This is a genomic window from Ruegeria sp. CL5 (assembly GCF_056536485.1).
In genome coordinates, this window is sequence record NZ_JBQFPS010000001.1 from 256126 (window position 1) to 269013 (window position 12888).

At 54.6% G+C, this 12888-nt stretch carries 8 protein-coding genes; 3 read left to right on the forward strand and 5 right to left on the reverse strand.

The annotated features are described in order from the left end of the window. Positions 1-102 precede the first annotated feature (102 nt). The 5 genes from ccmE to ACR0IU_RS01325 form a co-directional block, all read right to left on the reverse strand. Positions 103-549, reverse strand: coding sequence for a cytochrome c maturation protein CcmE (ccmE, locus tag ACR0IU_RS01305; protein ID WP_480714983.1), 447 nt, complete (start codon positions 547-549; stop codon positions 103-105). A gap of 7 nt (positions 550-556) precedes the next feature. Further along, complete coding sequence (gene argC, locus ACR0IU_RS01310) at positions 557-1585, reverse strand: N-acetyl-gamma-glutamyl-phosphate reductase (protein WP_480714984.1); 1029 nt, start codon at positions 1583-1585, stop codon at positions 557-559. Positions 1586-1679: 94 nt separating this feature from the next. Next, a complete protein-coding gene (locus ACR0IU_RS01315) occupies positions 1680-2489 on the reverse strand; it encodes a glutamate racemase (protein WP_480714985.1) in 810 nt (269 codons plus the stop codon). An 8-nt stretch (positions 2490-2497) separates the two neighbouring features. After that, positions 2498-3376 (reverse strand): lysophospholipid acyltransferase family protein, encoded by an 879-nt coding sequence (locus ACR0IU_RS01320; protein ID WP_480714986.1) that lies wholly within the window; start codon positions 3374-3376, stop codon positions 2498-2500. A gap of 78 nt (positions 3377-3454) precedes the next feature. Continuing rightward, on the reverse strand, positions 3455-6874 hold the full coding sequence (locus ACR0IU_RS01325) for an indolepyruvate ferredoxin oxidoreductase family protein (protein ID WP_480714987.1): 3420 nt from the start codon (positions 6872-6874) through the stop codon (positions 3455-3457). A gap of 169 nt (positions 6875-7043) precedes the next feature. On the opposite strand from ACR0IU_RS01325, the gene ACR0IU_RS01330 reads away from it, so the two are divergent. From ACR0IU_RS01330 to purL, 3 genes are all read left to right on the forward strand, one after another. Next, complete coding sequence (locus tag ACR0IU_RS01330) at positions 7044-7952, forward strand: LysR family transcriptional regulator (RefSeq protein WP_170469946.1); 909 nt, start codon at positions 7044-7046, stop codon at positions 7950-7952. 268 nt (positions 7953-8220) lie between these two features. Continuing rightward, positions 8221-10458, forward strand: coding sequence for a mechanosensitive ion channel family protein (locus tag ACR0IU_RS01335; RefSeq protein ID WP_480714988.1), 2238 nt, complete (start codon positions 8221-8223; stop codon positions 10456-10458). Positions 10459-10648: 190 nt separating this feature from the next. Further along, on the forward strand, positions 10649-12808 hold the full coding sequence (gene purL, locus ACR0IU_RS01340) for a phosphoribosylformylglycinamidine synthase subunit PurL (RefSeq protein ID WP_480714989.1): 2160 nt from the start codon (positions 10649-10651) through the stop codon (positions 12806-12808). Positions 12809-12888 lie beyond the last annotated feature (80 nt).

Here is a 12888-nt window from a genome sequence, read left to right on the forward strand (position 1 = left end):
CAGGCTAACGGTCCGGCAAATAAGTTAATCCGACGATAGAACAAAGGGCGCTGCGTGTTTCTTGCACGCAACGCCCTCAAGATTTCAATGCTTTGGAACTGATCAGCTGTCGCCGGCTTCTTTGTAAACACCTTGCTCTTTCAATGCGTCCACAACCTCTTTCGGCATATAGGTTTCATCGTGTTTCGCAAGGATTTCAGTGGCTTCGAAGACACCGTTCACATAGCTGCCTGTCCCAACCATGCCTTGGTTTTCTGAAAACAGATCAGGCAGGACACCCGTGAATGCGACTTTGACGCTTTCACCGCCATCGGTGACGACGAAATACACAGTTTCACCCTGCCCACGTATGACCGAGCCCTCTTCGACAAGCCCACCGATGCGGAACACTTCGGACGGCTTAGGCGGCTCGGCGACCACTTGACTGGGTGAACGGAAGAAGTTGATGCCATCTTTCATGGCCACCCCAATCAACGCCGTCGATAAGGCAAGGGCCACCGCGGCTAGCACAATGATCTGTATTCGACGACGTTTCTTGAGCGTTTTCATACCGTCCTCACGGGAACAGAGGGGCCATCATCAGCCCTTGGGTTTCATCCTCACCTAACATCAGGTTGGCGTTCTGCAAGGCTTGCCCGCTGCTACCTTTTGTCAGGTTATCCAAAGCTGCCACAACGATTGCGCGGCGCTCGATCCGATCACCAACGACACCGATATGGCAAAAGTTCGACCCCCGTACATGGTGGGTTGAAGGTGCTTCTCCGAAGGGCAGCACCTCGACGAACGGCTCATCCTCATAGGCCGATTGCAAAGTCTCATAGACGCTCTGCGGATCACCCTTCACGTAAGAGGTCGCCAGAATGCCCCGATTGGCCGGGATCAGATGTGGCGTGAATTGAATATGAACGGTCCGACCGGCAAGTTCAGAAAATTCCTGATCGAACTCACCCAGATGCCGGTGTGTCCCACCAACTGCATAGGCATTTGCTCCTTCGCTGAGCTCTGCGTGCAGAAGGTTTTCTTTCAGTGCCCTACCTGCGCCTGAAACTGCGCATTTCAAGTCCAGAATGATGTCATCCAGATCAATCACGCCCGCTGATATCAATGGCCGCAGTACATATTGCCCGGTCGCTGCGTTACAACCTGTGCCAGCGACGAGCCGCGCAGAACTGATATCATCACGATAGAATTCAGTTAGGCCATAAACGGCTTCTTCCTGATGTCCCAACGCGGCGTGCGGGTTGCCGTACCATTTCTGATATTCGCCTCCGTCCCGAAGCCGGAAATCAGCCGAAAGGTCAACGATTTTCAATGTGTTGGGTAGATCACGGATGACTTCCTGGCTGGTCTTATGCGGCAGGGCACAAAAGCACAGGTCGATCTGGGAAAAATCGATCTCGGAAATCTTGCAAAGCACTGGTAAATCCATATGCCGCAGATGCGGGAACACTTGCGCCATTGTCTGCCCGGCCTTGCGCTCGGCGGCCAGAGCCTTGATCTCCATATTCGGATGCCCAGCGATCAGCCGTACCAGTTCCGCGCCGGTATAGCCGGAAGCACCTAGAATTGCGATTTTATGGGTCATGTCAGACCTCTTTCATTCATGTGTCACATGGGGTGACCGCCGATGCGACGGTCAACGAATTACAAAATCAGAAAAGCGCCGTCCTTGACCAAAATCAGGCGGCTTCAAAGGTGATTTGTCGTCGGAGGAATTGCGTTGCGCGATCCGACACCGTGCTGGGCTTGCCGGTGGTCATGAACCCACCCGAGCCTTCGCCAAGCATGTTTGGGTGACGTTTCAGGTAGTCTGCAAGGCTTTCAGCCACCAAGTCTCCTTGGCTATAGACCTTCACATCAGGGCCTAATGCATTCTGAAACGTTTCCGCCATCAACGGGTAATGGGTGCAGCCGAGAATAGCCGCTTGCGGTTCCGGCATCTTGCGTTTCAGAGCGTCAACATGACTGCGCACCAAGGCTTCGGCCAAGATCATATCGCCATCCTCAATGGCGTCGACCACACCGCCGCAGGCCTGCGCCTCAACATCAACGCCAATCGCCCGAAACGCCAGTTCTCTCTGAAACGCCCTACTAGACACAGTCGCGGGTGTCGCAAACAGCGCGACATGTTGCACTTCGACCTCGCGCGGAGGTGAATTGTCACCCCATTGCCGCTCGGTCAGCGCTTCGATCAAAGGAACGAACACGCCCAGTACCCGCTTACCATCTGGCACACCCGCCTCCTGCATCCGGCGCAAAGCGGCAGCACTGGCAGTGTTGCAGGCCAGAATCACCAGATTGCAGCCGCGATCCCAAAGATCATGAACGGCAGTACGGGTCAGGTTGTAGATGTCTTCGGCATCGCGAACGCCGTAAGGCGCATGCGCGCTGTCCGCAAAATACAGGAAATCCACGTCCGGCAGATGTTTCTGCGCGGCGTTCAGGACGGTTAGACCGCCCAACCCGGAATCAAAGATACCTACTGCCATTTGCCCCTTCAGGCGCGATGCCGTTCCTCAAATTCATAGCCGTAGTCATAAGACTTTAATGGCTCTGGAGACAGCTCATACGTCGCTTTGCGCAGGAAATCCATCATCTTGCGCGTATCCTTGCCCAATGGGTCCAGAATGTCGCGCCCGATGGGGTCTCCAACAACCACGCGCACTGGAGTATCAACACGTTTCTTGAACTCTTTGATTAGAAGACCCATGCGCAACGTGTTGTGCAGATGGCTAGCAATCTGGAACAATCGCGAGGTGTGTCCATCAAAAAACACCGGCACAACAGTCGCATCAGATTTGGCCACCATCCGAGCGGTAAATCCGCGCCACCCCGGGTCCATCGGATGCGCAAATGGCTTCGCAGCCGTGCTGACGGTGCCACCCGGAAATATCCCGATTGCGCCGCCGTCGCTTAAATAGCTCAGAGCAGTCTTGCGGGTCTCAAGGTTTAACCGCATCGCCTCTTTGGTAGTATCAAAAGAGATTGGCAGGACGATCCGATCCAAATCTTCAGCTTTGCGGAAGACATGGTTGGCAAGAATACGAAAATCTCCGCGCGTCTGAGACAGGATATGACCCATCATCAGCCCGTCCAGAATGCCGTATGGATGGTTCGCAATCAAAATCAGCGGGCCATCTTTAGGAATATTCGATAACGCGCCACCGACCACATCCAATGTCAGCCCATAGCGTTCCACCATCACCGACCAGAAATCACGTCCCTGTGCGACTTCCTGATCGTAGCCATCTGCGCGACGGATAAGACGCAAGCGGCCCGTCGTGTTTTCCATCAACTTGATCACCATACGCCCACCCCGCGTTTCTGCGGAATGAGCGTAGGATATGTCACGAGCGACGTGATGATGCGTCGGCATTGGCTACTCCGGTTTGCTACCGACTAAATATGACGAGGTAACCAATTTGCCTAGATTTTATGACAGGATTGTAAAGCCTCACTCTGCCGCAGCTTGCATTTGAGGCCCGCCATCGCGGATAACAGCCAGCAATTCTTCGCGCCGTTTCGCGGCCTTGGTCTCATTCGCGACCAGAACCGGACCAAATCCACGAATCTCCAAAGGCAGAGCGGCAAGCGCCGTAATTGCATCGCTAGTCTCGGGTGTCAGCTTGGGCAGAACCTCTTTCAAATCCTTTTCATACTGACGGATCAAAGCACGCTCCATTTTGCGCTCCGCCGTGTAACCGAACAAATCCAGTGGAGTGCCACGCAGAACTTTCAGTTTTGCAAGCACTTTCAGAGGGCCAAGAAACCACTCGCCAAAGGCTTTCTTGGCCGGACGTCCATTATCGCCCTTTGTGCCCAAAGTCGGCGGTGCAAGATGGAAGGTCATTTTGAAGTCGCCGTCAAACTCGGCCTCTGCCTTCTGGCGACTGTCGAGCAGCAACCGTGCGACCTCATATTCATCCTTATAGGACAATAGCTTATGGTAGCCTTTGGCGATCGCTTCACGGACCTTCTGATCATCGACGCTTTCGACCAAATTACGATAGCGTTTGGCCAATCGCTTGCTCTGATAGTCGATCAGATGTGCCGCGCGGAAATCGATCATCTGATCCAACGATTTAGGTAAATCGGCCACGTTCGGCCTTAGGATTTTGTTGACCTCTTCGTGATGGGTCACAGCCCAGCGGCCAACTTCGAACGCGCGTTTGTTGCGTTCGACCGCCGCACCGTTCAGTTCAATCGCTTCCATGATCGCCTGATGACTGATCGGTAGCAGGCCACGCTGCCATGTGGCGCCAAAGACCATCATGTTGGAATAGATCGAATCCCCCATCACCGCGCGGGCCAGATCGGTTGCATCGAACAGTGCGACCCTATCCTTTAGCCGTGCTTGCAGGGCAAGCTGCAGCTGATCACTTGGAATAGTAAACTCGGTATCTCGAGTGAAATCACCGGTAATGATCTCATGGCTGTTCACAACTGCCCCGGTACGACCAGTCTGCGTTAGACCCAGCGTTTTTGCCCCAGCCGAGACCACCAGATCACCGCCGATCAGCGCGTGCGCTTCACCAGTGGCGACACGGATCGCGCTGATGTCTTCTGGCTGGTTTGCAAGCCGGCAGTGGATATGAACGGCACCGCCCTTTTGTGCGAGGCCCGCCATCTCCATCATGCCTGCCCCTTTACCGTCGATCTGTGCAGCCTGTGCCAGTACCGCACCTATCGTGACGACGCCTGTGCCGCCAACACCCGTGATTACGACATTATGGGTTCCATCGATCTGCGGCAGCTCAGGTTCCGGCAGGTCAGGTAAATCAAGCTCAGTGGTGGCTTCTTTGCGGATTTTCGCGCCTTCTACCGTCACGAAGGAAGGGCAGAACCCATTCAAGCATGAGAAGTCCTTGTTGCAGCTCGACTGATCAATTGCACGTTTGCGCCCGAGCTCGGTCTCTTTCGGGACAATTGAGACACAGTTCGACTGGACGCCGCAGTCCCCGCAACCTTCACAGATATCGGTATTGATGAACACGCGCTTGTCCGGGTCCGGGAACGTGCCCCGCTTGCGCCGCCTGCGCTTTTCGGCAGCGCAGGTCTGGACATAAACAATGACTGATACGCCCTCGAATTCGCGGAACTTTTCCTGAACCTGCATCAGTTTGGCACGCTCAAAGGTCTCGACGCCCGAGGGTAGCGCCCCGAAGTTCACATCTTCTTTTTCGTCATAGACGATGGCAACGTTGCTGACACCCATCGCGCTGACCTCAGCAACGATACGCTCAGCACTCAGACCACCTTCGTTCTCTTGCCCACCAGTCATGGCAACGGCATCGTTGTATAGAATTTTGAAGGTTATATTGGTGCCAGCCGCCAACGCGGCCCGGATCGCTTGAACGCCCGAGTGATTATAGGTTCCGTCGCCAAGATTCTGAAACACGTGTTTGGTGGTCGAGAACGGAGCCTCGCCAATCCAGTTCGCCCCTTCACCGCCCATCTGGGTGAATCCGGTAGTTTCGCGATCCATCCATTGCACCATGTAATGACAGCCAATCCCGGCATAGGCACGGCTGCCTTCCGGCAACTTGGTCGAGCTATTATGCGGGCATCCTGAACAAAAATAGGGCAATCTTGCTGCGATTTCCTGAGCATTATCAGCGCGGCGTGCCTCGTCCAGTTTTGCAAGACCTGCGCGAACGCCATCAGTATCATGGCCTTCCTCAACCAGAATCTGCCCAAGTTTTTCAGCGATCATGATTGGATCAAGCGCCCCTCGGGTCGGGAACAGCTCTTCGCGGTGCAGTGTCCCTGCCCCGCCTTTGTACCAGCCGTAAACGCGACGACCACGCCGATCGTCGAAGATCGCCTCTTTGACCTGAACCTCAATCAGCTTGCGCTTTTCCTCGACGATCACAATCAGGTCGAGACCTTCCGCCCAATCGTGGAAACCCCTCATATCCAGAGGGAAGGTCTGGCCGATCTTGTAAGTTGTAATGCCAAGTCGCTCAGCCTCGTCTGCATCAATGTTAAGCAGTGACATTGAGTGCATCAGATCAAGCCAGTTCTTGCCCGCGGCAACAAACCCGATCTTGGCACCGGGTTTTCCCCAGACCCGTTTGTCCAGATTGTTCGCATGCGAGAACGTCTCAGCCGCAAAACGTTTATAGTCAATGACCCGCGCTTCCTGTAGATGCGGCGTGTCTCCCAGCCGAATGTTCAGCCCTCCTTCGGGCATATCGAACTGTGGTATCGTTATCTGCATCCGATCGGGGCTACCATCAACGACCGAAGTGACCTCGATCGTGTCCTTCATCGTTTTCAACCCGACCCAAACCCCAGCAAATCGGCTTAGCGCAAATCCGTAGACGCCGTAATCCAGGATTTCCTGAACTCCGGCCGGGCTGACGACTGGCATATACATATCGACCAAAGACCATTCAGACTGATGCAGGACGGTCGAGCTTTCGCCCGTATGATCGTCGCCCATGGCCATCAGGACGCCGCCATGTTGCGCGGTACCGGCCATGTTGGCATGACGCATCACATCTCCGGACCGGTCGACCCCAGGGCCTTTGCCATACCAAAGGCCAAATACACCATCGAACTTGCCGTCGCCACGTAACCCGGCTTGCTGACTGCCCCACAATGCGGTGGCGGCAAGGTCTTCATTCAGACCGTATTGAAACGTCACATTGCTTTCGGCCAATTGCTTTTCAGCGCGTGACATCTGCAAATCGACAGCCCCGAGGGGTGATCCTCGATATCCCGTAACCAGACCCGCAGTATTAAACCCCGTCGCGCGGTCACGTTCTTTCTGCATTAACATCAGACGTACCAACGCCTGCGTTCCGTTCAAAAGAACCGGGCTTTTGGATAGATCAAACCGATCATTTAACGTGATCTTCGGCTGACTCATCTGACGTCTCCCCTCGTCGGATTAGTGTGCTGTATCTTTAGGTATTTTAGGTCACAATTGCTGACCTGTATAGCAATTTTCTCCTTTGCCGTAACGATTTCCCGGTTTGAATGTGGAATTTGTTACGTGTTTCATATAGGGCTGCCGAAAGATAACGAAAGTTGCGGCGATGGATTGGGACAAGCTCAGAATATTTCACGCGGTTGCGGATGCAGGCAGCCTCACACATGCAGGGGACAAGCTCAATTTGTCTCAATCTGCTGTGAGCCGTCAAATTCGCGCTCTCGAAGAATCACTGGATGCGACCTTATTCCACCGCCATGCCCGTGGCCTGATTCTAACTGAACAAGGCGAATTGCTGTTCGACGCGACTTCGGCAATGTCCAAACGTCTGGACACTGCGGCTGCAAGAATTCGGGACAGTGAGGACGAGGTGTTCGGTGTTTTGCGTGTTACCACCACATTTGGTTTCGGCACGCTCTGGCTCGCACCTCGACTGCCAAAGCTTTACGAAAGATATCCCGATCTCAATATTGATCTGATGTTGGAAGAACGCGTTCTTGACCTGCCGATGCGCGAAGCAGACGTCGCCATCCGTATGAAAGAGCCCAGTCAGGCGGATTTGGTGCGCAAGCGCCTGATGACAGTGCAAATGATGCTCTATGCCACCAAAGCCTATCTGGACAGCCACGGTGGCAAACCTGAATCACTGGAAGAAATCACCAAGCACAGGCTGATCTGCCAGACACCATCCGCGCCTCAGGTCGGGGCCGGCGCTTCGATGGTAAAGCACCTAATGACCTATAATCCTGGATCGCTATTAACTGTGAACAACTATTTTGGCGTTCTGCAAGGTGTACTCCACGATCTTGGAATTGGTGTCCTTCCCGACTATGTGACCGAAGACTTTCCCGATCTGGTTCCGATCCTATCGGACATTGAAACTGCTGATGTACCGGTTTACCTCGCTTATCCCGAAGAGCTTCGCCATTCCAAGCGGATCGCGGCCTTTCGTGATTTCGTGCAGGACGAAATCATCGCCCACCGCAAACATCTGAGGCAGATGGGGAAACTCTAGCCATGCACTCAGGGCATAGCGGGCATGACGATCTTATCTCCTATTAAACCTTGATCGTTAACAAACTGATCCCTAAATGAGCAATTGAAGGCGATGATGCTGTAACGCTCATCATCTTCATACCTCCCTGTTGGACTACGGCCGAGCTTAGTGCTCGGCCTTTTTTTTGGCCTTACGTTTGGCAATTCTCAGGAAAGCACTGGGAAAATTGAATACACGAGCCTATGATCCCGAAAAAACACTTAAAATCGTGTTCGAGGGCTAATTCATGTTCCATTCATTGCGCCTATTGTTGGCGATGATTTCAGTCTTGTTTCTGGCGGTGCCGCTGCACGCACAAGACACAAGCACAACTTCTACGGTTACGATCCCCCAGGATCTAACGCCTGAGCAAGTCGATGATCTGGTTGCGCGTATGTCTGATGACCAGGTGCGGGCGATCTTGCTTGAACGCCTTGACGCGGTTGCGGAAAAACATGCCGCAGAGAAGGAAGGTCACGAAGATCCGCTGACTGAACTGAACGAGATCTGGGCGGAAATGGTTACCTCCTGGACGCAAGTACTAACGACAGTTCCCAATATCGTCAGTGCGCAAATAAAAGCGTTCAGCAATTTTGCGGATAAATTCAACGAAACCGGGGTCCTTACCTTGATCGGGCTAGTGCTATCGGTCCTACTGGTCGGATATGTAGCAGAAAAGTTGTTCAGCATATTAACCCGTCGCTGGTCAAAGGCATCCGAAGTCGGAGATGAAGCTGACCTTAGGGGAGCCGTGCAGTACCTATTCCGCCGGTTTTGCCGCGAAATTGCCGGTCTCATCGTGTTCTACGTGGTTATCCGGGCGCTTGGTCGCGCATTACTGACCCCCGAACAAATCACGTTTGCCGCACCATTCGTATTCTTCTTGATTTGGGTCCCGCGTCTTGGGGCAGCTGTGTCGCGATTTGTACTCGCGCCGCAAAAACCTCAATACCGCTTGGTGAATATTGATGACCACTGGGCTAAATACCTGCACAGAAATCTGATTGGCCTTCTGATCCTGATCGGTTTCACGCTATTTGTTGTCCGCTTCAATGGACTCAACGGAATTACTCCAAGCGAGACGCGCATCGGCTTTTGGCTGAATGCGGCAATCCACATCTATATCGGTGTAATCGCCTGGACTGCTCGTGAAGGACTGTCGCAGATGATGCTGGGCACAGACCCGGATCGCACCAAGTTTGATGAGGAAGTCGCGCATTATTACCCCTACTTCGCCATTGGCGTGTCGGTGGTGATCTGGTTGCTCGTTGAATTCCTCGTGGCACAGCGTAATCCGGCAATCTTGCGCGTGCTTGGAACCGGGGCGCATTTCACCACTATGTTCTGGCTGTTGATCGCACCAGCGCTAGACACGTTGATACGTGGATTGGTGCGCCATCTGCAGCCACCGCTTTCGGGTGAAGGACCTTTGGCGGAACGCGCCTATCGCTCGGCCAAGCGCAGTTATATCCGGATTGGGCGGGTTATTGCGGGACTATTCGTGGTCCTCATGATTTCGCGTGCCTGGCAACTTGACCTTCGCCATGTCGCATCAGCTGGCATCGGAGCCGAAGTCGGTGGCGCGGTCATCCAGTTCCTGCTGATCATCGCAGTCGGCTACATCTTGAACGAGATTGTCTCGCTCTGGATCAATCGTCGTCTGGCGAAAGAACAAACTGCTGCGGAAGAGCTGGATGAAGAAGCTGGCGGCGAAGGTGGCGGTGCTGGTGGTTCGCGTCTGGCAACGGTTCTGCCTTTGCTGCGGATCACTGCACAGGTCACAATCTGCGTCATCTTTGGCCTGCTGGCGTTGAGTGCGCTTGGGATCAACATTACACCGCTGCTGGCCGGTGCTGGTGTTCTGGGTCTGGCTATTGGATTTGGCGCGCAAAAACTGGTGGCCGATATCGTAGGCGGTATTTTCTTCTTGATCGATGACGCCTTCCGTGTCGGCGAATATGTCGATGTCGGCGGCACCATGGGAACGGTCGAAAAGATCTCGATCCGATCCATGCAATTGCGCCACCATCGCGGGCCCGTTCACACGATCCCATATGGCGAGATTCAAAAGCTGACCAATTTCAGCCGCGACTGGGTCATCATGAAGCTCAAGTTCACTGTGCCTTTCGATACCGATCCCAATAAGGTCAAAAAGATCTTCAAGAAGATCGGTGCCGAGATGATGCAGGACGAAACTCACAAAGATGGGTTCCTGCAGCCGTTCAAATCTCAGGGTGTGTTCGACTTTGATGATGTCGGTATGATCATCCGAGGCAAGTTCATGGCCAAGCCGGGCAAGCAGTTCACGCTGCGGAAGGAAATCTTCAATCGCGTGAAAGCAGAGTTCAACGCCAATGGCATCGACTTCGCCCGCCGAGAGGTGCGCGTTGCGATACCTGGCAGCGAGAATATGACTGAAGAACAAAAAGCGGCCGCCGGTGCAGCTGCAGCTGATGCCGTCAACAAAGGTCAGAACCCGGCCTAAATCGGTAGGATTGGCGCTGGGATTTTACAGCGCCAATCTATAAGCCAACCTCCAGATGTGCGGAATCGGCGGCATTGTCGGTTCCGCATTTTCTTTTCTAAATGGCCCTGCGGTGACTTGACCCTTCCCACGGAAGCGCCCTTGCCCTAAAAGGCCCGCAATCTCGGCCACTATGGACACAGGACAGAAGATGCAAGAGCCCGCCATCACCCCGGATCTGATTGCTGCACACGGGCTCAAGCCCGAGGAATACGACATGATCCTCGAGATCATCGGGCGCGAGCCAACATTCACCGAACTGGGCATTTTCTCGGCTATGTGGAACGAGCATTGTTCATATAAGTCCTCGAAGAAATGGCTACGCACTCTGCCCACCTCAGGCCCACAAGTTATCTGCGGCCCGGGTGAGAACGCAGGCGTGGTTGATATTGGCGACGGTCAGGCCGTGGTGTTCAAAATGGAAAGCCACAACCACCCCTCCTACATTGAGCCCTATCAGGGTGCCGCGACCGGCGTTGGTGGTATTTTGCGGGATGTCTTCACCATGGGAGCCCGCCCCATCGCCTCTATGAATGCGCTGTCCTTTGGCGAGCCCGGCCACCACAAAACCCGTCAGCTTGTAAATGGCGTGGTTGAAGGCATCGGCGGCTACGGTAACTGCTTCGGTGTGCCTTGCGTTGGTGGCGAAGTTCGGTTCCATCCGGCCTATAACGGCAACTGCCTTGTGAACGCCTTTGCCGCAGGTCTGGCCGACAGTGACAAGATTTTCTACTCGGCGGCCTCGGGTGTCGGTATGCCTGTTGTTTATCTAGGCGCTAAAACCGGACGCGATGGTGTGGGGGGTGCGACTATGGCTTCGGCGGAATTCGACGACACTATCGAAGAAAAACGGCCCACTGTTCAGGTCGGCGACCCCTTCACTGAGAAACGCTTGATGGAAGCCACGCTGGAACTGATGCAGACCGGCGCCGTGATCTCGATTCAGGATATGGGTGCGGCAGGGCTGACCTGTTCGGCCGTTGAGATGGGAGACAAGGGTGGCCTAGGCGTTCGCCTTGATCTGGAGAATGTCCCTCAGCGCGAAGAGAACATGACCGCGTACGAAATGATGTTGTCTGAATCTCAGGAGCGGATGCTGATGGTCCTCAAACCTGAGCTTGAAGCCGAAGCCCGTGCGGTTTTCGAGAAATGGGATCTGGATTTCGCCATTGTCGGTGAAACGATCGCCGAAGACCGGTTCCTGATCATGCACAACGGCGAAGTCAAAGCAGACCTCGTCCTTTCCAAACTGTCTTCCACGGCACCAGAGTACGACCGCCCATGGGAACCAACACCCAACGCGGAAGAGCTGACAGATGTGCCCCAGATCGACCCTGTTGATGGCCTTCGCGCCTTGCTCTCTTCGCCGAACTACGCGGGTAAGCAATGGGTGTACGAACAGTATGACACAATGGTCATGGCCGACAGCTCCCGCACGCCTGGTCTGGGTGCTGGGATGGTGCGTGTGCACGGTACTGACAAGGTGCTGGCGTTCACCAGCGACGTGACCCCGCGCTATGTCCGCGCAAACCCTGTTGAGGGCGGCAAACAGGCCGTAGCCGAAGCCTACCGCAACCTGACTGCCGTGGGCGCCAAGCCGCTGGCCACCACTGACAATCTGAATTTCGGCAATCCCGAAAAGCCTGAGATCATGGGCCAGTTTGTAGGGGCAATCCAAGGTATCGGAGCCGCAGTCGGAGCCTTGGACATGCCCATCGTTTCCGGCAACGTGTCGCTATATAACGAGACTGATGGGCAGGCGATCCTGCCAACTCCCACGATTGGGGCCGTGGGCCTGCTGCAAACTGCCGATGAAATCATCGGCAACGAGGTTCGTGAAGGCCATGTCGCTCTGGTTATCGGCGAAACCCAAGGCCATCTGGGCCAGTCGGCCCTGCTGGCCGAAGTCTTCAACCGCGAAGACGGGGACGCCCCACATGTCGATCTGGACGCTGAACAGCGCAACGGAGAGTTCATTCGCGCCAATCGTGAAATGATCAAAGCCTGCACCGATCTGGGTGACGGTGGCCTTGCCCTAGCCGCTTTTGAACTAGCCGAGGCTGCTGGTGTCGGCGTCTGCCTCGACGATGCCTCGACCGAGTTCCTGTTCGGAGAAGATCAGGCGCGCTATCTGGTCGCCTGTAACTTTGATCAGGCCGAAGCATTGATGATCGCAGCTGGTCAGGCCGGTGTTCCCCTAGTGTCAGTCGGACGTTTCATTGGGGATAGTGTCAAAATCGGCAGCTCCGAAGTCTCGCTTGCCGAGCTGGCGGATACGTTCCGCAGCAGCTTTGCCGAAGCCGTTGCCTAGTCAATCTCTGTTCTGGTGCGATTAAACAGATTTCTTGCGCGTGTCGGCGCGCAGGAATTGTTGTTGAACGGAACCGGCCC

Bases quoted from the DNA above. Each gene is read 5' to 3' on its own strand.
- ccmE (WP_480714983.1), bottom strand. From the start codon at position 549: ATGAAAACGCTCAAGAAACGTCGTCGAATACAGATCATTGTGCTAGCC.
- argC (WP_480714984.1), bottom strand. From the start codon at position 1,585: ATGACCCATAAAATCGCAATTCTAGGTGCTTCCGGCTATACCGGCGCG.
- ACR0IU_RS01315 (WP_480714985.1), bottom strand. From the start codon at position 2,489: ATGGCAGTAGGTATCTTTGATTCCGGGTTGGGCGGTCTAACCGTCCTG.
- ACR0IU_RS01320 (WP_480714986.1), bottom strand. From the start codon at position 3,376: ATGCCGACGCATCATCACGTCGCTCGTGACATATCCTACGCTCATTCC.
- ACR0IU_RS01325 (WP_480714987.1), bottom strand. From the start codon at position 6,874: ATGAGTCAGCCGAAGATCACGTTAAATGATCGGTTTGATCTATCCAAA.
- ACR0IU_RS01330 (WP_170469946.1), top strand. From the start codon at position 7,044: ATGGATTGGGACAAGCTCAGAATATTTCACGCGGTTGCGGATGCAGGC.
- ACR0IU_RS01335 (WP_480714988.1), top strand. From the start codon at position 8,221: ATGTTCCATTCATTGCGCCTATTGTTGGCGATGATTTCAGTCTTGTTT.
- purL (WP_480714989.1), top strand. From the start codon at position 10,649: ATGCAAGAGCCCGCCATCACCCCGGATCTGATTGCTGCACACGGGCTC.